Origin of the sequence: Enterovirga sp. (assembly GCF_035325185.1) — a bacterium.
Classification (GTDB): domain Bacteria; phylum Pseudomonadota; class Alphaproteobacteria; order Rhizobiales; family Beijerinckiaceae; genus Enterovirga.
This window is the reverse complement of record NZ_DAOLAJ010000038.1, coordinates 1-20,074: the sequence shown is the minus strand read 5'-3', so window position 1 is coordinate 20,074 and position 20,074 is coordinate 1. Positions and strand designations below refer to the sequence as shown.

Genomic DNA, 20,074 nt, shown 5'->3' with positions numbered 1-20,074 from the left:
GAGAGAATGCCGGTCTCTGAGGTCTCGATCGGGGCGACGGCCCATGTCGAGGCGGCGCAGGCGGTCGCGGCGGCGCGGCAGGAGCGGGCCCGGTATCCGGCGAAGGAAACGCTGGCCCGCGAGGTCGGCGCGGGGGCGATCGGCGCCCTCCTGACCCTGCCGTTCTCCGTCTCGGCCGGTGTCCTCGCCTTCGGCACCCTCGGGCCCGATCATGTCGCGGCGGGGGCTGCGACGGGAATCCTCTGCGCGGTGGTCGGCGGGCTCGCCGGCGCCCTCACGCGCACCTCCTCCTTCATCGTCAACGTCCCCTCGGCGCCCCTGGCGCTGATCCAGGCGAGCTTCATCGCCACCCTCGTCGGCTTCTTCGACGGGAACGTCGGCAAGGCGCTGGCCGTGGCGCCCCTCTCGGTCCTGCTCGCGGGGCTGTGGCAGGCGCTCTTCGCCTGGTCCGGCTTCGTGCGCATCGTCAAGTTCACGCCCTATCCGGTCCTGGCCGGGTTCGTGACGGGCCTCGCGGTTCGCACCTTCGTGCAGCAATCCCCGCGCTTCTTCGAACTGACAGGGCCGGGCGAGCTTTGGGCAGCCTTCAGGCACGGGGCGCTGCCCCATCCCGTGATGGCCTTGTTCGGCATCGCGATCGTCGTGGTGATCCGCGTTTCGGACACCTTCGCCCCGCGCATCCCGGCGATGATGGTCGGGCTCGGCGTGGGCACGCTCGCCTGGCACGCGCTGGACGGTCTCTGGCCCGGGCTCGATCTCGGCAGGACGATCGGGGCTCTCTCCCTGCGGCAGGCGACCCTCGGGCTCGCGATCGACTGGGCGAGCATGAGCGAGGCCCTGCGGGACCTCCATATCCTCCAGACGCTCTTCCTGACCTCGGCGACCCTGGCGGCGGTCGCGATGCTCGACTTCACCTTCACGGTGCGCACGGCCCAGAACCTGTGCGACCTGCGCCAGTCGCCGCGGCGCGACCTCGCCGGCCAGGGCTTCGCCAGCGTCGCTTCGGCGGCGGTCGGGGGAATCGCCGTGACCGCCTCGCTCGGGACGACGACGGCCCTCTTCGAGAATGGCGGCCGCACGCGCCTCTCGACCATCTCGATGGCGCTCTGCCTCCTTCTCGCGGCTCTCCTCGCGGCCCCGCTCATCTCCGCCATTCCCATCATCGTGCTCACGGCGATGCTGCTCTGCATCGGCTGGAAGATGTGGGACCGCTGGTGTCTCGCCATGCTGCGGGACGCCGTCTCCTCGGCTGAGCCGCGGGTGCGGACGCGGGCGCGCCGCAACACCGCCATCGTGCTCGCCGTCATGGCCGCGACGGTGCTCGGCCAGCCGATCCTGGGCGCCCTCGTCGGCGTGGCCCTTTCGTGCCTCGTCTTCATCATGGAGATGAGCCGGCCGATCGTGCGGCGGCAGGTCACCTGTCCCCACATCGCCTCCAAGCGCATCCGCTCCCAGCCCGATTGCGCCGTGCTCGCCTCCCATGGCGGGCGCATCGTCGTCTACGATCTCGACGGCGTCCTCTTCTTCGGCAACGCGGACGACCTCGCCACCTCCATCCAGAACCTGCCCGACGGGGTCGAGACCATCGTGCTCGATCTCGGCCAAGTCGCCGATCTCGACACCTCGGGAGCGACGGTGCTGCGGCAGATCGCGCGCCGCTGCCGCGAGAACGAGATCCGGCTCTTCTTCGCCCATCCGGGGCCGAAATACGAGGACCTGCTCCGCAAGATGCTCGTGGATGAGCCGGACGTGCTCATCTTCCCCGATCTCGACGCCGCCCTGGAGAATGCCGAGAACCGCATTTTGCGCCGGTACGGGGCGCCCTTCGCCTGGGCCGGGCTCGCGATCCGCGAGACCGATCTCGCGAGCGGCCTGTCGGAACGCGAGCTGGCCGTTCTCTCCTCGCGGCTGAAGCCGCTCAAGTTCAATGCCGGCGACGTCCTGTGCCGCGCGGGCGAGCCCGCCGACCGGCTGTGGATCCTGACGCGCGGCTCGGTCAGCGTGCGCGCCGCGGGGGCGCAGCACGGCCGGCGCATCGCGGCGCTCGGGCCCGGCACCACGGTCGGGGAGATGGGGCTCCTCGACCGCCGCCCGCGCTCGGCCGACGTCGTGGCGGACGAGGACGTCGATGCCTATGGGCTGAGCGCGGAGGATTTCGACGTGCTGCTGCGCGAGGAGGCCCATCTCGGCCAAGCTTTGCTCACCACGATCGCGCGGCTCACCGCGCAGCGCCTGCGCGAGACCTCCGAGGAGTTGAGCCTCGCGGTAGGCTGAACGTTTGCCCCGGGGGGATGACGGAGTGACGGGGCGGCCCGCATCTTGCGGATTCCCGCTCGTTTCCCTGCACGGGCCGTGTCCATTCTCCCCGAAAATGTTCTAGGAAGGCACCATGTTGAAGGTCCGTGTCATTCCCTGCCTCGACGTCAAGGACGGCCGCGTGGTCAAGGGCGTCCGCTTTGTCGATCTGCGCGATGCCGGCGATCCGGTGGAGGCCGCACGCGCCTATGACGCCGCCGGCGCGGACGAATTGTGCTTCCTCGACATCACGGCGAGCCACGAGGATCGCGGCATTCTGCTCGACATCGTGGCCCGCACCGCCGCCGAATGCTTCATGCCGCTGACCGTGGGCGGGGGCATCCGCAAGGTCGAGGACATCCGCAACCTCCTGTTGGCCGGCGCCGACAAGGTCTCGATCAACACCGCCGCCGTGAACGACCGGGCCTTCGTCAGCCAGGCGGCCGAGAAATTCGGCGACCAGTGCATCGTCGTCGCCATCGACGCGAAGCGGACCTCCCGGCCCGGCGAGCGCCTCGCCTGGCAGATCTTCACCCATGGCGGGCGCCGGGAGACGGGAATCGACGCGATCGCCTTCGCCCGCGAGATGGCGAGCCGCGGCGCCGGCGAGCTTCTCGTCACCTCGATGGACCGGGACGGCACGCGCTCGGGCTACGACATCGAGCTGGTCCGGGCGATCTCGGACGCGGTGCCGATCCCGGTCGTCGCCTCGGGCGGCGTCGGCGGACTCGACGATCTCGTCGCCGGCGTGAGGGACGGCCATGCGAGCGCGGTCCTCGCCGCCTCCATCTTCCATTTCGGCGAATATTCGGTCGGCGAGGCCAAGCGCCATATGGCCGCCGCCGGCATTCCGATGAGGATCAGCGCGTGAGCTTTACGCTGGCCGATCTCGAGCGCGTCGTCGCCTCGCGCGGCGCCTCCGCCGCCGATACCTCCTATACGGCGAAGCTCCTCGCCGGAGGCCCGCCCCTCGCGGCCAAGAAGCTCGGCGAGGAGGCGGTCGAGGTCGTGATCGCCGCCATGGCGCAGGACCGCAAGGCCCTCGTCGCGGAGAGCGCGGACCTGCTCTATCACCTGCTCGTGGTGCTGCGGCTCGGCGGCGTGGAACTGGCGGAGGTCGAGCGCGAGCTCGGCCGCCGCACGGGACAATCGGGCCTCGCCGAGAAGGCCGCGCGGAGCGCCCCGTGACGGGCGGCGCCGGAGAGGGGGGAGGCGGCGCCTCGCCCGACGAAACCGGCGATCTCTCTCCCTATCTGCAATTCGCCCGCAACGAATGGGCCCAGTTGCGCGCCGACACGCCGCTCACGCTGAGTGCGGAGGAGGTCAACCAGCTTCAATCCCTCAACGATCCGGTCTCCCTCGACGAGGTGGTGGCGATCTACCTGCCGCTCTCGCGGCTGCTCGCGCTCTATGTCGAAGCGGCCCAGGGCCTGTTCCACGCCACGCAGAACTTCCTGCACGTGGGAGGGAACGGGAAGGTGCCCTACATCATCGGCGTCGCAGGCTCCGTTGCGGTCGGCAAGTCGACTACGGCCCGCATCCTGAAGGCGCTCCTCGCGCGCTGGCCAAAGACCCCGAAGGTCGATCTCATCACCACGGACGGCTTCCTGCGCCCCAATGCCGAGCTTGAACGCCTCGGCATCATGCAGAAGAAGGGCTTCCCCGAGAGCTACGACATCCAGCGGCTGCTGCGCTTCCTGCACGACATCAAGGCGGGCAAGGCGCAGGTCGCGGCTCCTCTCTATTCGCATCTCGTCTATGACGTCGTGCCCGGCGAGGTGACGCTGGTCGAGCGGCCGGACATCCTCATCGTGGAAGGGCTGAACGTGCTCCAGCCCGCGCGCCTGCCCCGCGACGGGGCGGCCATTCCCTATGTGTCCGATTATTTCGACTTCTCGATCTATCTCGACGCCGACGAGGAGGACCTGCATCGCTGGTACCTCCACCGCTTCATGCGCCTGCGCAACACGGCCTTCCGCGATCCGCTCTCCTATTTCCGGCGCTATGCGAGCCTGTCGGAGAAGGAAGCCTTCGCCTTCGCCGAGGGACTGTGGGAGCGGATCAATCTCGTGAATCTCCAGGAGAACATCCTGCCGACCCGCCAGCGGGCGAGCCTCATCCTGCGCAAGGGCGCGAGCCACCGCATCGAGCAGGTCTCGCTCCGGCGCCTGTGAGGGCGCCGAGTTTCTCTCGCGAGGGCCTGGCCGGCCGCGCCGGCGGGGGCGCCGCTCAGCGCCGGAACCGGCTGAACCCGTCCTCGGTCTCCCGGCTCGCGAAGTCGCGGCTGCGATCCTCGAGGGCGCCGCGGCGGTCGTGCCGGTGGCCGCGGCCCATCTCTTCGTCCCTGCGCTCACCCATGCCCTCGCGCCAGCCGTGATGGCCGCCCATCATGTGATGGCGCCCCATCATGTGGAGCAGCGCGCCGAAGCGGCGCTTCTGGGCCTCGTCGAGCGAGGCGTAGAGGGGGCCCGTGGCATCGGCGAGCTTGCGCAGCGAGGCGGCGGCCTGCGCCATGCGGTCGGAGCGGGCGCGCATCTCGGCCGCCGGGTCGGGCGCAACCTCCTTGCCGGCGGCGCGGCTCTCGCGGAACGAGGCCCAGCGCGCGCGCCGCGCGGCGGCGGCCTCGGCGCGCTCCTTGGCCCTCTCGCGCAGCGCCTGCTCGACCGGAGGCCAGAGCTTCTCCTGGTCGGGAGTGAGGCGAAGGGCCGCCTTCAGGCCCGCGATCCGTCCGTCCACCATGGCGGCGCGGTCCTCCTGCGTGAACCGGCCATGGTCCGGGGCGGCGCCCGGCATGCCCGGGCCGCGATCCTGGGCGAAAGACATGGTGGCGGTGCCTGCCGTCAGGGCGAGGGCAAGGCTGATCGCAACGCTCTTCATGAAGACCTCCTCGATACCGGCGCCATCCTAGGGCGGAGCACGCCGGCGGCGATAGGCCACAGAATGCCCGAGCCGGGCTTACGGCCTCGTCGCGGGCGGATTAAATCCCGGCAATGTCTCGAAGGGTCCTGATTCCGTGAGCTGGTCGCCCGAGCAGGAGGCGGCGCTGAGGGCCGTCGGGCAATGGCTCGACGCCGCCGACCGCCCCATCTTCCGCCTCTTCGGCTATGCCGGCACCGGCAAGACGACGCTCGCGCGCCACATCGCGCAGCATGTCGACGGCGACGTCTGCTTCGCCGCCTTCACCGGCAAGGCGGCTCTGGTTCTGCGCGAGAAGGGCTGCCCGGACGCCTCCACCATCCATTCCCTCATCTATCGCTCGCGCGGCACGGGCGAGACTGGGCCGCAATTCGTGCTGAACCGGCAGAGCGCCGCGGCCTCCGCGCAGCTCATCGTCATCGACGAATGCTCCATGGTGGACGAGGATCTCGGCCGCGATCTCCTCGGCTTCGGCACGCCGGTCCTTGTCCTCGGCGATCCGGCCCAGCTTCCGCCGGTCAAGGGGGCGGGCTATTTCACCGAGCACCCGCCCGACGCCATGCTGACCGAGATCCACCGGCAGGCGAAGGACGATCCGATCATTGCGCTCTCCGCGCTCGTGCGCGAGGGCGGCCGGCTCGCGCGCGGGCGCTACGGGGAGAGCGAGGTGGTCTCGCGGCGCGAGATCGACGCAGAGCGGATTCTCGGGGCCGACCAGGTCCTCGTCGGCATGAACAAGTCGCGCCGCGCCTATACCTCGCGCATCCGCCAGCTTCTCGGCTATCGCGATCCGATGCCGGCGGCGGGAGAGACGCTCGTCTGCCTACGCAACGACAAGACCAAGGGCCTCCTCAACGGCGGCATCTTCACGATCCGCAAGCTCGGCGGGGAGGAGGAGGGGCGCCTCGCGATGGATGTCGCGCAGGAGGGGGAGCGCGGCGCGGTGCGCGTCTCGGTCCCGCGCGAGTTCTTCGAGGGGCGGGAGGAGGAGCTGCCCTATGCCGTGCGCCGCAAGGGCGACGAGTTCGATTACGGCTACGTGCTCACGGTCCACAAGGCGCAGGGCTCGCAATGGGACGACCTCGTCCTCTTCGACGAGAGCTGGGCCTTCCGCGAGCACCGTGCCCGCTGGCTCTATACGGGCCTGACGCGCGCGGCGAAAAAGCTGACGGTGGTGCAGTAGATCAATCTACCAGGGCTTGCCGGCGCGAAGCGAGTTCGCGACGCGCGTCACGATGGGATCGTAGGCCGCCAGCTCCTCCGCCGGATATTCGAGATCGACGCAGACATAGATGTCCTTGTGGCGCGAGCGGAGGCAGCGCTCGTAGACGATCCGGTCCCCGCGCCGCCCCGACAGGGTGAAGGCGCCCCGGCCCGCCGCCGCGAGGGTGTAGCGGATGCCCGCATTCTTGCGGCTTTCCATGATCTGCTCCGGTGTCTCGTCTTCCGTGTTGAAGAAGCCGAAGACGGCGAGGGAGGCTCGCCGGTCCGCCGTGAAGAAGCGCTGGCCGTCGTTGTTCGCGGGCGGCTCGGCGAGGACCGAGAACCGGGCGGGATAATCCGCCGTCGCGCCGAAGCGATCGTTCACGTAGGTCGACCAGCTTTCGGCCCGTGCCTCGCAGGCGGCGGCGAGGAGAATGATCGCGGCGAGGGTGATCAGGGCCCGTCTTTCTCTCATGGCCGAACTTCCTCTTGATTGGAGAGAGCCTCGGGACCTTCCGCGGCGCAGGCCGGTTGAACTCGGCCCGCAGCCTGCTCTATGCCCTCGTCAAGGTCCATGGCCTTCCCTCGGGAGGGATCCCGTGTGGACCGACCTCCTGGCCGCAGAGTCCCGATGATTCCCACCCTCGGCAGCTTTCGCCGCATCGTGCTCAAGGTCGGCTCGGCCCTCCTGGTCGACCGGGCCAAGGGGCGCCTCAACCATGCCTGGCTCGCGGCCCTCGCCGAAGACGTGGCGGAACTGCATGGGCGGGGAGCGGATGTCCTCGTCGTATCCTCGGGCGCGATCGCCCTCGGGCGCTCGGTGCTCGGCTTCGGCCTCGCTCCGCTCAAGCTCGAGGAGAGCCAGGCGGCGGCGGGCGTGGGGCAGATCGCGCTCGCCCGCTTCTGGTCCGAGGTGCTGGCGCATCACGGCATCACTGCCGGGCAGGTGCTCCTCACCCTCGGAGACACCGAGGCGCGCCGGCGCTACCTCAATGCACGGGCGACCTTGTCGAAACTACTGGAGCTGCGGGCCGTCCCCGTCGTCAACGAGAACGATACGGTCGCGACAAGCGAGATCCGCTACGGCGACAACGACCGCCTCGCAGCCCGCGTCGCCACCATGGTCGGCGCGGACCTGCTCGTCCTGTTCTCGGATATCGACGGGCTTTATACGGCGCCCCCCGCGAGCGATCCCGGGGCGCGGCACATCCCGGTCGTCGAGCGCATCACGCCCGCCATCGAGGCCATGGCGGGCGGGGCGGCCTCGGTGCTGTCGCGCGGCGGCATGCGCACGAAGATCGAGGCCGGCCAGATCGCGGCCGCGGGCGGCACGCATATGCTGATCGCCGACGGGCGGCCGAAGAACCCGCTGCGCCGCGTCGGGGAGGGCGCGCGCTGCACGTGGTTCCTGACCCCCTCCTCGCCCGCGACCGCGCGCAAGACCTGGATCGCGGGCTCGCTCGAGACGCACGGCGCCGTGCGGGTGGACGAGGGCGCGGCGCGGGCCCTGCGCTCGGGGGCGAGCCTGCTGCCGGTCGGCGTGACGGAGGTGTCCGGGGGATTCGCGCGGGGCGATGCGATCACCGTGACGGGACCGGACGGCCGGGTCCTCGGCCGGGGCCTCGCCGCCTACGACGCCGCCGAGGCGGTCCGCATCCTGCGCCGCTCGAGCCGAGAGATCGAGGCCATCCTCGGCTATCCGGGCCGGGCCGAGATGATTCACCGCGACGATCTCGTCCTGCTCGCCGGGGCGGGAGCGGACGAGACGGCGGGGTAGGGGACGGCCTTCTCAGCCTGTGGGCGGTTCCGGCAGCATGCGGGGATCGTCGGCTTTCAGTCCCGCCTGCTTCGCCGCCGCGATCAGGCCGAGCCAGGTCTCGCGGGTGAGCGGGATGCCGTTCGCGCGCCTTTCGGCCTGAGCGAGGCGCTCGGCCTCGCCGGGCAGGAGGACGGGCTGGCCGGGCGCGGCCGGCTTCGTCGCGCGGACGAAATCGATGAAGGCGCGCGTCTCGCGCGCGATCGCGTCCTGCGAGCCGAAGGCGTCCGGCGACATGTAGATCGAGACCATGCCGTTGGCGAAGCGCCCGTTGCGCGGCGGCCCCGAGCAGCCCGAGCCGGCGAGGACGCCGCCGAGCAATTCGCACATCAGCGCGAGGCCGGACCCCTTGTGCTCCCCCATGGCCCGGATCGCGCCCGTACCGCGGGAATGGTCGCGCAGCGCGCCCGGCTCCAGGGGGCCGTAGAGCGCCGCCGGGTCGGTCGTGAGCCGGCCGTCGATCGTGATCAGGCTTCCCTCGGGGAGCGGCTTGCCGCCGTTCGAGGCGACCATGACCTTGCCCTCGGCCACCGCCGAGGTCGCGAAATCCAGAATCACCGGCGGCTCGCCCGGCACGGGAAAGCCGAAGGCGATGGGCGCGGTCGAGAATCGCTTCTCGACGCCGCCGAAGGGAGCGACCAGCATCGAATTCGCGACATTGACGATGTGCAGCGAGACGAGCCCGTGATCGAGCGCCAGCTCGGCCCATTGGCCGATCCGGCCCAGATGGCCGGCGCTGCGCAAGGCCACGATGGAGACGCCGTGGTTGCGCTTCGCCTTCTCGATCCCGTGCAGCACGGCCTGCCGGCCGACCGTCGCGCCGAAGCCGTGATGGCCGTCGAGGACCGAGAGCGCGCCCGCATCCGTGACGACGCTCGCCGAGCGGCCCACTTCGAGGTCGCCCGTGCGGATCCAGTCGAGATAGCGCGGCACGCGCCCGACCCCGTGGCTGTCATGGCCGTTCAGATTCGCATCGACGAGCCCGTCCGCGACCGCTGCCGCCTCCTTTTCGGAGCAGCCCGCGGCCGCGAAGGCCGCCGCCACGAAGTCGCGCAACGGATGCACCGCGATCCGTGGGTCCTGCGTCTGCGCCATGAATCCCGTCTCCCTCAGCTTGCCGCCGGCTTCTTGTCGAGGAGAAGCTGGCCTTCCTTCTGGATCATGCTCTTCGCCTTTTCCGCGATCATGGCCAGCATCCAGGGAAGCTGGACTTCCACGCGCACGCTGTCCTCGGCGACGTCGAGGGCCGCCGTCACGCTCTGCCCGACCGCCTTGACGACCAGGTCCAGGTGGTCGCCGGTCCAGCTGGATTCGACCGAGCTGATCTGGGTGCCGAATTTCGTCTTCAGCATCTCGATCCCGGCATCGAGGCGCTGATGGGCGCCCGCCAGTCCGAGCTGGTGGGGAATGACGACGACGAGAGGCTTCGACATGGGGGGATCCTCGGGGCGGTCCATAGCACGCGGGAGGCCGCCGTCGAGGCGCCGCGATTGCGCGCGCCCGACGGATCGGCCAAGGCCATGTGGGGCTCGATCGCGGCGAGCGGAAGGGCTTCGCGGGACGAGAAGGCGAGGGAGTGCAGAGATCATGGACATTCGCGCGGACGTGCTGGCTGCCATCGGCAAGACCCCGCTGATCCGCTTGAAGCGTGCCTCCGAGCTGGCGGGCGGCACCATTCTCGGCAAGGCCGAGTTCATGAATCCCGGCGGCTCGGTCAAGGACCGGGCGGCCCTGTTCATCGTCCGCGACGCGATCGCCAGGGGTGCGCTGCGGCCCGGCGGCACCATCGTCGAGGGCACGGCGGGCAATACCGGAATCGGCCTCGCGCTCGTCGGCAACGCCCTGGGCTTTCGGACCGTGATCGTCATCCCGAAGACCCAGAGCCAGGAGAAGAAGGACATGCTGCGCCTCATGGGCGCGGAACTGGTCGAGGTTCCGGCGGTCCCCTATGCCGATCCCGAAAACTACGTGCGCTATTCCGGGCGGCTCGCGGCGCAGCTCGCCGGGAGCGAGCCGAATGGCGCGGTCTGGGCCAACCAGTTCGACAACATCGCCAACCGCGACGCCCACGAGGCCACCACGGCGCCGGAGATCTGGGAGGAGACCGGCGGGCGGCTCGACGGATTCATCTGCGCGGTCGGCAGCGGGGGCACGCTGGCGGGGGTGGCGGCAGGCTTGAGGGCGCGCAAGCCCGAGATCCGCATCGCCCTTGCCGATCCCATGGGCGCGGCTCTCCACAGCTACTACACGACCGGGGAGCTGAAATCCTCCGGCACCTCGATCACCGAGGGGATCGGGCAGGGGAGGATCACGAAGAATCTCGAAGGGCTGAAGGTCGACCATTCCTTCCAGATCCCGGACGAGGAGGCCCTGCCGGTGGTGTTCGATCTCCTCGCGCACGAGGGGCTGTGCCTCGGCGGCTCCTCGGGCATCAATGTCGCAGGCGCCATCCGCCTCGCCCGCGAGATCGGGCCCGGCGCCACCGTCGCGACCGTGCTGTGCGACGGGGGCGCCCGCTATCTCTCGAAGCTCTTCAATCCGGCTTTCCTGCGCGAGAAGGGGCTGCCGGTCCCGGCCTGGCTCGACCGGGAGTCTTCGTCCGCGCATCCGGGCTGATCGGACGAGATTGCGCTTTTCCCTTGCGGAACCCCGCATCCGGGGAGGAGTTTCCCGAGCAGGGCCCGGTGGTTCGGTACGGTAGCGTGCGCGGTTTTCGTTGATGTCTCTTTCCTTCCTCCCCGCTCTTCCGCGCCGCTGGCATGACCGGACCGGCAGAAGGATGCGCGCCTTCCGATCGCCGGCGTGATGGCCTGGACCCTCCTCGACCGGCAGAGCTATTTCGGGCTCACGCGGAAGCAGTTGCAGACGCTCTACCTCGTGGCGGCCACGGGGCTCGCCGCGCTCGTGCCGATGATCTTCTTCGCGGGCTACTGGATCCAGTCCGAGCTGGGAAAGAGCCGCCGCGACCTCGATTCCTTCGTCAGCGCGCGCGCCTCCGCCCTCTCGCAACGGATCGATGCCGAGGTGGAGCGCCAGCTCGCCGCCCTGCACGCTCTCGCGGCCGTGCCCGCGCTCGATCTCGACGTGGCGCAGTTCGAGACGGCGGCCCGGCGCGTGACGAGCGTCATGGCGCATTGGACGGTGCTCACGCTCGTGGAGGCAGGCGGCCGGGTCGTCTTCACCACCGGCAGCAGCGATCCGCGCCTGGATCCGAAGCTGGTGGCGCGGGCCGCCGCGGAGGAGAAGGTGCTGATCGAGACGACGGGGCGGCCCGGCGCCATCATGCTCTACGAGCCGGTCCTGCACGAAGGGGGAGTCACGCACGTCTTCGTGCTCGATCTCGACACGAGCAATATCCGCGCTGTCCTGGTCCAGGCGACCGGGCAGGATCTCTCCTCCACCCTGCTGGACAAGGACGATCGCATCCTCGCGCAGTCGATCCCCTCCGGCGAGGCTCGCGGGGAGATCGGGCCCGACCTGATCCGCGCCATCGCCGCAGCGCCTTCGGGGCTGTTCCGCAGCCGCTCGCCCGAGGGGGAGCCGATGACGGCGGCCTTTGCCCGCTCGCCTCTGACGGGCTGGACCACGATCGTCTCGATCAGCGGCCATCGCAGCGACCACCTGTTCCTGCGTCCGGCCTGGGCGACCGGCGCCGCCGGATCGCTGAGCCTGCTGCTTGCGGGGATCCTCGCGATCTTCGTGACCCACAATTTCATGGAGCGCCGGGTGAGCGAGGAGCGGCTCGCCGCCTCGCGCGCGCTCGGGGAACTGGATGCGCGGCTGCTCGCCACCTCGCAGGAGGCGCTGAACGACCAGCGCAAGGCCGCCTCCGAGCGCGAGGTCCTGCTGCGGGAAATCTATCATCGCGTGAAGAACAACCTGCAAATCGTGCAGAGCCTTCTCCGGCTCGGCTCGCGCGACCTCACGGCCGAGCAGCGCGAGCCTTTTGAGAACGCCGTGCGGCGTATCGGCGCCATGGCCCGCGTCCACACGCTCCTCTACAATTCTCCCGACCTCGCCTCGATCGACTTCAAGGATTATCTCGACGAATTGCTGAAGGAGCTTGCGGCGGGGTTCTCGGCCGAGGATCGCGCCATCGAATCGGTGCTGAATGCGGGGCCGATGCGGATGCCGCTGGATACGGCCGTGCCCCTCGCCTTCATCGCGGGCGAGATCCTCACCAATTCCTTCAAGCACGCCTTTCCGGGCGGAAGGGCGGGCCGCATCACGGTCGATGCGGGTCGCGAGGGCGGCGAGGCTGTGCTCAGGATCGAGGATGACGGGATCGGGCTCGGGGAGGAGCCCGGCCGCTCGCGCCGGCTCGGCCTCACCATCGTGCGCAAGCTCGTCCAGCAGATCGGCGGGCGAATCGAGGAGCCGCCGCCCGGCTCCTCGACCTTCGTCATCCGCTTCCCGGTCGGCGCGGTCTCGCCGCCGCAGAGCGCCGCGCCTGCCCCCGACCGCGTCGCCTGACCGCGATCCGGCCCCGATCTTGACCGGAGCCCGATCTTGACCGGACCCCTTGCCGACCCAATATCCTGACCATGAGGTCGACCGGGTGCCATTCCGGGCCCGGGGCCGCGAAGTGCCGAAAGGGCTTCGAAGATGTCGCGTCAGTCGCCGTTCGGCCATCCGTTTCTCCTGGGCTTCGACGAGATCGAGCAGGCGCTCGACCGTCTCGCCAAGTCGTCGGGGGACGGCTACCCGCCCTACAATATCGAGCGGGTCTGCCGCACTGAGACCGAGCCGGAAAAGCTTCGGATCATGATCGCGGTGGCCGGGTTCACGTCGGAACAGCTCGACGTGACCCTGGAGGAGAACCAACTCGTCGTCCGCGGCCGACAGGCCGAGGACAAGGGCCGGCAATTCCTCCATCGCGGGATCGCCGCGAGGCAGTTCCAGCGCAGCTTCGTGCTGGCCGACGGGATGGAGGTCGTCGGAGCCGATCTGTCGAACGGGCTTCTGTCCATCGATCTCATCCGGCCGGAGCCGGCCCGGATCGTGCGTCGTATCGGAATCCAGACGCGCGACTGAACGTCCGGGCGCGCTCGCGCGACGGACTGTTGAAACGAGTTGCCGCTCGAGAGGAGGGCAAGATGACCGAGTTGAACACCACTTCCCGCCCCGTGCTGGATGCCAGCGCACTCGCCGCTCTCGGCGAGGGGCAGATCGCCTATGTCAAGCCCATCACCTCTGACGAGGTGAAGAGGATTTTCCCGCAGGCACCCGACCTCCAGCCGGGGCTGAAGCTCTTCGCGCTGCTCTCGGCCAGCGGAGCGCCGATCCTGCTCGCCGATTCGCGGGACACCGCGGTCGCCAATGCCTGGGCGCACGACCTTCAGACCGTGAGCCTCAACTGAGCGCCGGGAGCGGGCTCGGGCCGGTGCGGCGGCCCGGCAGCCGCAACGGCGGCGAGAAGCCTGTCGATGTCCTCGGACCGCGACAGGCGGTGATCGCCGTCCTTGACCAGGGTGATCTGGACCGCATCTGCCGGAAGGTGCTCGACGAGCCGCATGGCGTGCTCCCAGGGCACGTCCGGGTCCTGCATTCCCTGGAGGATATGGACGGGGCAGCCCGTCTCGATCGTGCCTTCGAGGATGAGATGGCGACGCCCGTCCTCGATCAGCGCGCGCGTGATCGGATAGGGATCGTCGGAATAGGACGAGGGCCGCAGGTGGACGCCCCTTTCCAGGATGTCCGCCTTCGCCTCGGGCGGGAAGGCGTCCCACATCAGCCGCTCGGTGAAATCGGGGGCGGGCGCGACCAGGACCAGGGCCGCCGCCTCGCGGCCGGCTTTCGCGGCCTTGAGGGCGCGGGCGGCCAGGAGCGCGAGCCATCCCCCCATCGAGGAGCCGACGATCACCGGATGCCCGCTCGTGAAGCGGGCGATCACGGCAAGCCCCTCCTCGAGCCAGCGCGAGATGGTGCCGTCCTCGAAGCGCCCGCCCGAGGAGCCGTGTCCGCTATAGTCGAAGCGCAGGAAGGCGCGGCCGGTCGCCGCAGCCCAGGAATCCAGCGCCTCGGCCTTCGTGCCGCTCATGTCCGAGCGGAAGCCGCCGAACCAGATGACGGGCGGCCCCGCCCCCTCGCGCATGTCGACCGCGATGGATCGCTCCGCGGCGCCCTCGCCGACCGTGATCTCGTGACGCATGCTTAACCTGACCTCAACCCGTTCGATCGAGTCTTCGGGCTCGATGCTCAAGATGGGTCTTCTATAGCCTCGTGCCTTCCTCGTCGCGATCCCGCGCCAGCTTCCAGCGCAGCCCTCCCTCTTCCCTCGCGGGACTCACGGTGCTCCAGATCATTCCCGAGCTGGAGACGGGAGGCGCCGAGCGTACCGCCGTCGATGTCGCGGCGGGCCTCGCCGAGGCGGGAGCGCGCGCCCTCGTCGCGAGCGAGGGCGGAAGGCTGGTCGGCGAGTTGCAGAGCCGCGGCGGCGAATGGATTCCCTTCCCGGCCGGCACCAAGAACCCCTTCGCCATGGCGCTCAACATGCGCCGCCTCGCCCGCATCGCCCATGACGAGAAGGTGGCGCTGATCCATGCGCGCTCGCGCGCGCCGGCCTGGGTCGGGCTCGGCGCGGCGCGGATCCTCGACATCCCCTTCCTCACCACGTTCCACGGCAGCTATTCCGGCACCTCCGCGCCGAAGCGGCTCTACAACTCGGTCATGGCGCGCGGCGACATCGTGATCGCCAATTCCGGCTATACGGCCGGGCTGATCGAGTCTCTCTACCCGTGGGCCAAGCCGCGCATCCGCGTGATCCATCGCGGCACCGATCTCGCCCGCTTCGCGCCCTCGGCCATCGAGCCGGGGCGGGTGGATGCGCTGCGCCGGGCCTGGGGCGTCGGCCCCCATGAGCGGATCGTCCTCCTGGGCGCGCGGCTCACGCCCTGGAAGGGGCAGCGCGTGCTGATCGAGGCGGCGAGCCTCTTGCGCGAATCGGGGCTCGGCGACATCGCCTATGTCCTGGCCGGCGACGACCAGGGTCGGGCGGGCTACGTGGCGGAACTCGACCGGCTCGTCGCGGCCAAGGGCCTTCAGGGCGTCGTGCGCCGGGTCGGCCATTGCGCCGACATGGCGGCGGCTTTCCTTGCGGCCTCGGTCGTCGCCGTGCCCTCGACGGAGCCGGAAGCCTTCGGCCGGGCGGCGGTGGAGGCGCAGGCGCTCGGCACGCCGGTCGTCGTATCGGATCTGGGCGCGGTGCCCGAGACGGTCCTCGCTCCGCCCTCGGAACCCGCCTCCGTGCGGACCGGCTGGCGGGTGCCCGCGGGCGACGCGCCGGCCCTCGCCGCCGCCCTCGCCGAGGCCCTGAGCCTCGGCGCCAGCGCACGGGCGGCGATGGCGCTGCGGGCGAGGACCCATGTCGAGCGCCATTTCTCGCTGGAGCGAATGGTGGCGGCGACGCTCGACACCTATATGGCGCTCCTGAGCCCTCCGGCCGAGGGCGGCTGATCAGGATATGACGGTGCCGGGTTTCGAACGCTGGCTCGGCGGCTCGCCTCTGGGCGTGCTCGCCAGGCTCATCTTCCTGTCCCTGCTGGTGGGGGTGATCCTCGCCTTCCTGGGACTGACGCCCCTCGGTCTCGTGCGGCATCTCCTGGATTCGGCGCAGGCGCTCTTCCACCTCGGCTACGATACCATCGGCGATATCGGCCGCTACATCCTCACCGGCGCCGTGATCGTGGTCCCGCTCTGGCTCCTGTCGCGGCTCATGAGCGCCCGGCGCTGAGAGGCGTCCGCGGCGGGAAGGGCGGTCCGATCTTAAAGATGGCCTGGGCCTGCGCGACCGGCCGCCCGCCGGCCAGGACTTCGCCCGCGGCGAAGAGGAGCGACTTCGTCGCGCGCGTCACCCGGCAATGCGCCTCGGCGAATTCGCCGTCCTCGATCCCCGACAGGAAATGGGTGTCGAGCTGGATCGTGGACTGCCGGTTGGTCCTGTTGACCGTGCGCATGGTGAGGCCGAGGGCATGGTCGAGGAAAGTCATGATCATGCCGCCATGGACCATTCCGTTCCGGTTCAAGTGGCGCTTCTGCGCCAGGAACCCGAATCGCCGGAAGCCGGGCTCGCCGGCTTTCGCGGCGGGGCGCTGCCAGAGCGGGCCGACGAGGTCGAGATAATCGTCCGCCGGCGCGGGCTCCCAGCCCTCCGCCCGCGGATCGAAAGATGGCCGGGTGATCTCGGGGGGCAGCACGTGGCGGCCGTCGGCGCCGAGCGGCAGCGGCACGGCGGAGCGCACCGCCGAGAGCGGCAGCGGGCCGTAGAGATGCGGGAACAGGGCGCCCCCGCGCGAGACCTCCCAGCGCAGGGCCTCGCCCAAAGCCTCGGCCCGGACGGCGACGAGAAGGAGGTCCGGCTGGCCGGCGAAATGCTTCGCGGCGGTCTCGGCCACCTGTCCGGCGGCGGAGAAGTGAATGAAGCCGTCGGCGAGATCGACGGGGGCGCCGTGGAACAGCTTGGTCTTCTCGGCCTCCCGCCACAGCGGGAGGGGACAGATCTTGTAGATCAACGACATGATATCGGCTTCCCGTCCGCCGCGCAGCCCGCGCCGGAAGACCGGCATTCCTTGGGGCGCCGCGGAGCGGCTTGTCAACAGCATCGATTCCTATTAATAGGTTGATTTTCCTTGAAGCCGTGCGCGAGGAACCCATGCTCTCGCATGCCCGGATCTGGGGCGCCATCGACCAACTCGCCGAGCGCTACGGGCTGTCTACCTCCGGCCTCGCCCGCAAGGCCGGCCTCGACGCGACGAGCTTCAACCGCTCGAAGCGGGTCGGGCCAGACGGGCGGGACCGCTGGCCCTCGACCGAATCCATCGCCAAGGTCCTGGCCGCGACCGGGGCGCAGCTCGACGAGTTCATGCGCCTCGTCGAGCCCTCCGACCGCAGGGGGCGGACGGTGCCGCTCGTGGGCATGGCCCAGGCCGGGGCCGGCCGGCTCTTCTCCGACGAGGGGATGCCGGCGAGCGGGCCGGGCTGGGACGCCATCGACTTTCCCGATGTCGGGGGCGAGGGAGCCTTCGCCCTCGAGGTCCAGGGCGATTCGATGCTGCCTCTCTACCGGGACGGCGACGTCATCATCGTCTCGCGCCTCGCGGCGGTCCGGAAGGGCGACCGCATCGTGGTGCGCACCCATGACGGCGAGGTGATGGCGAAGGAACTGAAGCGGCGCACGGCCCGGAGCCTGGAACTGCGCTCCCTCAACCCGGAACATCCCGACCGGGTGGTGCCCATGGCCGAGGTGAACTGGATCGCCCGCATCCTATGGGCGCGGCAATAGATCGCGAGGTCCCTTCTCCTCCGCCGGGACCGCGTGCGGGGCGAAGAGGGTCACGACCCTCTCGTAGACCACGCGCTTGAAGGGGATGATCAGGTCCGGCAGCCGCTCGATCCGCTCCCAGCGCCAGGCGTCGAACTCCGCCTTGTGCCGCCCCCCGGCCGGGCGGTGGATGTCGATCTCCCCCTCGTCCCCCGTGAAGCGCAGCGCGAACCATTTCTGCGTCTGGCCGCGATAGCGCCCGCGCCATGCCCTGCGGGAGACGGGATCAGGTAAATCATAGGAGAGCCAGTCCGGCGCCTCGGCGAGGAGGCGGACCGAGCGGACATTGGTTTCCTCGTGCAGCTCGCGCAGGGCGGCCGCATAGGGATCCTCGCCGGGATCGATGCCGCCTTGCGGCATCTGCCAGGCATGGCTGCCGTCGACATGCTCGGGCCCGGCCTCGCGCTTGCGCCGGCCGATGAAGACGCGGCCCTCCCGGTTCAGGAGAAGAAGCCCGACGCAGGGACGATAGGGGAGATCCGGGTCGAGGCGGTGCGAATGCTTCATCGGCTCGCGCTTTCCCTGCGGCGGGGCGCCATCGCCGCGCTGACGGGGACGAGCAGGATGCCGCGCGCCTCGAGCGTCCGCGCCCAGATCCCGATCCGCTCGATCGTCACCGGCAGCGCGCTCGCGGTCCCGACCGCGAGCTTCCCCGAGGTCGCGATGGTTTCGAGCCGCTGGAGAGCCTTGTCGATGAGATCCGCGCGGGGCGTGCCGTCGATGACGAGATCCGCCCGCGCCACGCGGCCCTCGCCGGCAAGGGCCGCGATCCGCGAGCGCGAGGAGGAGCCGTCATCGAGGAGGCCGAGGCCCCGCTGCTCGGCCTCGCGCAGGATCGGCGCCAGGGCCTTGTCGTCGGCGGTGAGCTTGCCGCCCATATAGTTCATCAGGGCGACATAGCCGGTGAAGCGGCCCATGGCCCAGCGCAGGTTCTCGGTATTCTCGGCGGGCTTCGCGGCCACCGTCAGCGTGCGGGGGCCGGGATTGCTGTCGGGATAGTCGAGCGGCTCCATCGGGATCTGGAGGAGCGTCTCATGGCCCGCCCGGCGGGCGCGCTCGCCGTCCTGCTCCAGTTCCGTGCCGTAGGGGGCGAAGGCGAGGGAGACGGGCGCGGGCAGCGCCGAGATCGCCGCATCCGTCGTCGGCCGGCCGAGGCCGAGCCCCCCAACCACGATCGCAATCCGCCCGAGGGCCGGGCGGCCGTCGGGGAAATGCACGACCGGGCGGGCATAGGCGTCGATCGGCCGGGCGCCGTCCGGGCCGATGCGGGGCAGGGGGCCGAGGCGGGTGCTTTCCACGAGGCGCGGATCGGGCGTCCGCGGGAGGCCCGGCGCGGCCTGCGGCACCTCGATGACGATGGAAGGAGGCGCCCCAGCGCTGCCGCGGACGACATGGACGCCGGATTCCTGCTCCAGCCGATCCGCCTCGCGCCGCCCGGAGCCGGTCTCGGCCTCCCGGGCAGGAGACCGCGCCGCAGGAGACGGTATCGCTGCGGGAGAAGCGATCTCGGCCCGGGCGAGCGGCCGCCCGCCCCGGGGGTCGCCATAGAGAGCGGCGAGAGCGACGGCGCCGATCACGCCGAGGGCGAGGCCGAGCGAGGCGATCCTGGCTGTCCTCGCGATGCGGAAGGGCGCGCGGCGAGCCGGCCGATCCTGGCCGAGCGGCTTGGTGAGATCATCGGAGGCCGCGTCCACCCGTCGAATCCTGCCTCTCGCACCGTGGAACGGGCGCCCCGGTCAAGGCGCATGATTCGCACGGCGCCATCATGACCACGGGAGGCCGGGGCCGGAACAGGCAAGGTGTCGCGCCGCAGCGCAATCTCGCGAAGTGAGTCGTCCGGGCAACGGTCGGCGGCGCGCGCCTCCGCCATGCTTCGCATGGTCCCCCGTTTCACGGGGGGAGGGCTATCGCACCTGGCGTTGGCGGCTCGCAGAGGGGGCGGGCACCCGGCGGCGGCGTGTTTCGAGAGCCCTCATCCGGTTTCGCTGGCGCTCAACTCGACTTCTCCCCGTTTTCACGGGGAGAAGCGGGAGACTGCTCGCTTTATTTAGCCGCTCAGTTCGGAACGGCCGGCTTGTCGCTCTTCTGCGTGCCGGCATCGGTGGGCGCCGGACCTGCATTGGCGTTGGCCGCGCCCTTGCGCGCGCCCCGCAGAAACTCGACGGCGGCGATGAGCTGCTTGTCCTTGGTCGGGTCGGAAGGGACATAGGCGGAGGAGCCGCCCTTCTCCTCGCCGTTCTTGAGGTGGCCCTTCAGGCCCGCCTCGCCCTTCGTCTCGTCCTTGCCCTTCAGCTCGTCCGGGATGTCCTGGAGAACCTCCTGGTCGGGCTCGATGCCCTTGGCCTGGATCGAGCGGCCGGACGGCGTGTAGTAGCGGGCCGTGGTCAGGCGCACGGCGCCGTTGCCGCCGAGCGGGATCACGGTCTGCACCGAGCCCTTGCCGAAGGAGCGGGTGCCGAGCACCGTCGCACGCTTGTGGTCCTGGAGGGCGCCGGCGACGATCTCCGAGGCGGAGGCGGAGCCGC

Annotated in this window: 22 protein-coding genes and 1 pseudogene; 13 read left to right on the top strand and 10 right to left on the bottom strand. The window is 70.3% G+C overall.

The features are described 5' to 3' along the window. The first annotated feature begins 6 nt into the window (after nt 1-6). The 4 genes from PKD06_RS09605 to coaA all read left to right on the top strand — a co-directional run bounded on the left by PKD06_RS09605 (nt 7) and on the right by coaA (nt 4,469). The gene (locus PKD06_RS09605) at nt 7-2,274 is read left to right on the top strand and encodes a SulP family inorganic anion transporter (protein ID WP_324379916.1); all 2,268 of its coding nucleotides are present in this window, start codon (nt 7-9) and stop codon (nt 2,272-2,274) included. A 115-nt stretch (nt 2,275-2,389) separates the two neighbouring features. Further along, a complete protein-coding gene (gene hisF / locus PKD06_RS09600) occupies nt 2,390-3,166 on the top strand; it encodes an imidazole glycerol phosphate synthase subunit HisF (protein ID WP_324379914.1) in 777 nt (258 codons plus the stop codon). Further along, nucleotides 3,163-3,483: a phosphoribosyl-ATP diphosphatase gene (locus tag PKD06_RS09595; RefSeq protein ID WP_324379912.1), complete on the top strand. Its 321-nt coding sequence runs from the start codon at nt 3,163-3,165 to the stop codon at nt 3,481-3,483. The genes hisF and PKD06_RS09595 overlap by 4 nt, the downstream gene beginning before the upstream one ends. Further along, entirely contained in the window at nt 3,480-4,469 is a 990-nt protein-coding gene (coaA, locus tag PKD06_RS09590; protein WP_324379909.1) for a type I pantothenate kinase, read from the top strand. Before PKD06_RS09595 ends, coaA begins: the two co-directional genes overlap by 4 nt. A 55-nt stretch (nt 4,470-4,524) precedes the next feature. Here coaA and PKD06_RS09585 read toward each other — a convergent pair whose 3' ends face one another. After that, entirely contained in the window at nt 4,525-5,172 is a 648-nt protein-coding gene (locus PKD06_RS09585) for a Spy/CpxP family protein refolding chaperone (RefSeq protein ID WP_324379907.1), read from the bottom strand. Nucleotides 5,173-5,308: 136 nt separating this feature from the next. Here PKD06_RS09585 and PKD06_RS09580 point away from each other — a divergent pair, with 136 nt between their 5' ends. After that, nucleotides 5,309-6,394: an ATP-dependent RecD-like DNA helicase gene (locus PKD06_RS09580; protein ID WP_324379905.1), complete on the top strand. Its 1,086-nt coding sequence runs from the start codon at nt 5,309-5,311 to the stop codon at nt 6,392-6,394. Nucleotides 6,395-6,400: 6 nt separating this feature from the next. Here the strand turns inward: PKD06_RS09580 and PKD06_RS09575 are convergent, their stop codons facing one another. Further along, nucleotides 6,401-6,889 (bottom strand): hypothetical protein, encoded by a 489-nt coding sequence (locus PKD06_RS09575; protein WP_324379903.1) that lies wholly within the window; start codon nt 6,887-6,889, stop codon nt 6,401-6,403. A gap of 156 nt (nt 6,890-7,045) precedes the next feature. On the opposite strand from PKD06_RS09575, the gene proB reads away from it, so the two are divergent. Then, nucleotides 7,046-8,191 carry a glutamate 5-kinase gene (proB, locus tag PKD06_RS09570; RefSeq protein WP_324379901.1) on the top strand — a complete coding sequence of 382 codons (1,146 nt, stop codon included), beginning with the start codon at nt 7,046-7,048 and terminating at the stop codon, nt 8,189-8,191. Between the two features lie 12 nt (nt 8,192-8,203). On the opposite strand, the gene PKD06_RS09565 is transcribed toward proB, so the two are convergent. After that, the gene (locus PKD06_RS09565) at nt 8,204-9,325 is read right to left on the bottom strand and encodes a malate/lactate/ureidoglycolate dehydrogenase (RefSeq protein ID WP_324379899.1); all 1,122 of its coding nucleotides are present in this window, start codon (nt 9,323-9,325) and stop codon (nt 8,204-8,206) included. Between the two features lie 14 nt (nt 9,326-9,339). Further along, nucleotides 9,340-9,663, bottom strand: a complete 324-nt coding sequence (locus tag PKD06_RS09560; RefSeq protein WP_324379897.1) for a polyhydroxyalkanoic acid system family protein — start codon at nt 9,661-9,663, stop codon at nt 9,340-9,342. A 154-nt stretch (nt 9,664-9,817) separates the two neighbouring features. Between PKD06_RS09560 and PKD06_RS09555 the strand changes: the two genes are divergently transcribed. From PKD06_RS09555 to PKD06_RS09540, 4 genes are all read left to right on the top strand, one after another. Continuing rightward, nucleotides 9,818-10,846 carry a cysteine synthase A gene (locus tag PKD06_RS09555; protein ID WP_324379896.1) on the top strand — a complete coding sequence of 343 codons (1,029 nt, stop codon included), beginning with the start codon at nt 9,818-9,820 and terminating at the stop codon, nt 10,844-10,846. A gap of 189 nt (nt 10,847-11,035) precedes the next feature. After that, on the top strand, nt 11,036-12,703 hold the full coding sequence (locus PKD06_RS09550) for a histidine kinase dimerization/phosphoacceptor domain -containing protein (RefSeq protein ID WP_324379894.1): 1,668 nt from the start codon (nt 11,036-11,038) through the stop codon (nt 12,701-12,703). A 132-nt stretch (nt 12,704-12,835) separates the two neighbouring features. After that, nucleotides 12,836-13,264 carry an Hsp20 family protein gene (locus PKD06_RS09545; RefSeq protein ID WP_324379892.1) on the top strand — a complete coding sequence of 143 codons (429 nt, stop codon included), beginning with the start codon at nt 12,836-12,838 and terminating at the stop codon, nt 13,262-13,264. Between the two features lie 62 nt (nt 13,265-13,326). Then, nucleotides 13,327-13,590 (top strand): DUF1150 domain-containing protein, encoded by a 264-nt coding sequence (locus PKD06_RS09540; RefSeq protein WP_324379890.1) that lies wholly within the window; start codon nt 13,327-13,329, stop codon nt 13,588-13,590. Here PKD06_RS09540 and PKD06_RS09535 read toward each other — a convergent pair. Further along, nucleotides 13,569-14,381 carry an alpha/beta hydrolase gene (locus tag PKD06_RS09535; protein ID WP_324379889.1) on the bottom strand — a complete coding sequence of 271 codons (813 nt, stop codon included), beginning with the start codon at nt 14,379-14,381 and terminating at the stop codon, nt 13,569-13,571. The genes PKD06_RS09540 and PKD06_RS09535 overlap by 22 nt on opposite strands. 140 nt (nt 14,382-14,521) lie before the next feature. On the opposite strand from PKD06_RS09535, the gene PKD06_RS09530 reads away from it, so the two are divergent. Then, entirely contained in the window at nt 14,522-15,685 is a 1,164-nt protein-coding gene (locus PKD06_RS09530) for a glycosyltransferase family 4 protein (RefSeq protein ID WP_324379887.1), read from the top strand. 13 nt (nt 15,686-15,698) lie between these two features. Then, complete coding sequence (locus PKD06_RS09525) at nt 15,699-15,962, top strand: DUF6460 domain-containing protein (RefSeq protein ID WP_324379885.1); 264 nt, start codon at nt 15,699-15,701, stop codon at nt 15,960-15,962. On the opposite strand, the gene PKD06_RS09520 is transcribed toward PKD06_RS09525, so the two are convergent. Beyond that, the gene (locus tag PKD06_RS09520) at nt 15,943-16,239 is read right to left on the bottom strand and encodes a PaaI family thioesterase (protein WP_324379943.1); all 297 of its coding nucleotides are present in this window, start codon (nt 16,237-16,239) and stop codon (nt 15,943-15,945) included. The genes PKD06_RS09525 and PKD06_RS09520 overlap by 20 nt on opposite strands. Before the next feature lie 177 nt (nt 16,240-16,416). After that, nucleotides 16,417-16,746, bottom strand: a pseudogene (locus tag PKD06_RS09515) (DUF952 domain-containing protein); the annotation flags it as partial. Between the two features lie 134 nt (nt 16,747-16,880). Between PKD06_RS09515 and PKD06_RS09510 the strand changes: the two are divergent. Continuing rightward, nucleotides 16,881-17,510: a helix-turn-helix transcriptional regulator gene (locus tag PKD06_RS09510; protein ID WP_324379883.1), complete on the top strand. Its 630-nt coding sequence runs from the start codon at nt 16,881-16,883 to the stop codon at nt 17,508-17,510. Here the strand turns inward: PKD06_RS09510 and PKD06_RS09505 are convergent. The 3 genes from PKD06_RS09505 to PKD06_RS09495 all read right to left on the bottom strand — a co-directional run. Beyond that, the gene (locus tag PKD06_RS09505) at nt 17,493-18,056 is read right to left on the bottom strand and encodes an RNA pyrophosphohydrolase (RefSeq protein ID WP_324379881.1); all 564 of its coding nucleotides are present in this window, start codon (nt 18,054-18,056) and stop codon (nt 17,493-17,495) included. The two genes, PKD06_RS09510 and PKD06_RS09505, sit on opposite strands and share 18 nt — an antisense overlap. Then, nucleotides 18,053-19,243 carry a divergent polysaccharide deacetylase family protein gene (locus tag PKD06_RS09500; RefSeq protein WP_324379879.1) on the bottom strand — a complete coding sequence of 397 codons (1,191 nt, stop codon included), beginning with the start codon at nt 19,241-19,243 and terminating at the stop codon, nt 18,053-18,055. Before PKD06_RS09500 ends, PKD06_RS09505 begins: the two co-directional genes overlap by 4 nt. 361 nt (nt 19,244-19,604) lie before the next feature. Beyond that, a partial coding sequence (locus PKD06_RS09495) for a S41 family peptidase (RefSeq protein ID WP_324379877.1) occupies nt 19,605-20,074 on the bottom strand: 470 nt, incomplete at its 5' end.

Coding starts and splice junctions, on each gene's coding strand:
- PKD06_RS09605 (WP_324379916.1), top strand. CDS start 7: ATGCCGGTCTCTGAGGTCTCGATCGGGGCGACGGCCCATGTCGAGGCG.
- hisF (WP_324379914.1), top strand. CDS start 2,390: ATGTTGAAGGTCCGTGTCATTCCCTGCCTCGACGTCAAGGACGGCCGC.
- PKD06_RS09585 (WP_324379907.1), bottom strand. CDS start 5,172: ATGAAGAGCGTTGCGATCAGCCTTGCCCTCGCCCTGACGGCAGGCACC.
- PKD06_RS09575 (WP_324379903.1), bottom strand. CDS start 6,889: ATGAGAGAAAGACGGGCCCTGATCACCCTCGCCGCGATCATTCTCCTC.
- proB (WP_324379901.1), top strand. CDS start 7,046: ATGATTCCCACCCTCGGCAGCTTTCGCCGCATCGTGCTCAAGGTCGGC.
- PKD06_RS09565 (WP_324379899.1), bottom strand. CDS start 9,325: ATGGCGCAGACGCAGGACCCACGGATCGCGGTGCATCCGTTGCGCGAC.
- PKD06_RS09560 (WP_324379897.1), bottom strand. CDS start 9,663: ATGTCGAAGCCTCTCGTCGTCGTCATTCCCCACCAGCTCGGACTGGCG.
- PKD06_RS09555 (WP_324379896.1), top strand. CDS start 9,818: ATGGACATTCGCGCGGACGTGCTGGCTGCCATCGGCAAGACCCCGCTG.
- PKD06_RS09550 (WP_324379894.1), top strand. CDS start 11,036: ATGGCCTGGACCCTCCTCGACCGGCAGAGCTATTTCGGGCTCACGCGG.
- PKD06_RS09545 (WP_324379892.1), top strand. CDS start 12,836: ATGTCGCGTCAGTCGCCGTTCGGCCATCCGTTTCTCCTGGGCTTCGAC.
- PKD06_RS09540 (WP_324379890.1), top strand. CDS start 13,327: ATGACCGAGTTGAACACCACTTCCCGCCCCGTGCTGGATGCCAGCGCA.
- PKD06_RS09535 (WP_324379889.1), bottom strand. CDS start 14,381: ATGCGTCACGAGATCACGGTCGGCGAGGGCGCCGCGGAGCGATCCATC.
- PKD06_RS09520 (WP_324379943.1), bottom strand. CDS start 16,239: ATGGTCCATGGCGGCATGATCATGACTTTCCTCGACCATGCCCTCGGC.
- PKD06_RS09510 (WP_324379883.1), top strand. CDS start 16,881: ATGCTCTCGCATGCCCGGATCTGGGGCGCCATCGACCAACTCGCCGAG.
- PKD06_RS09505 (WP_324379881.1), bottom strand. CDS start 18,056: ATGAAGCATTCGCACCGCCTCGACCCGGATCTCCCCTATCGTCCCTGC.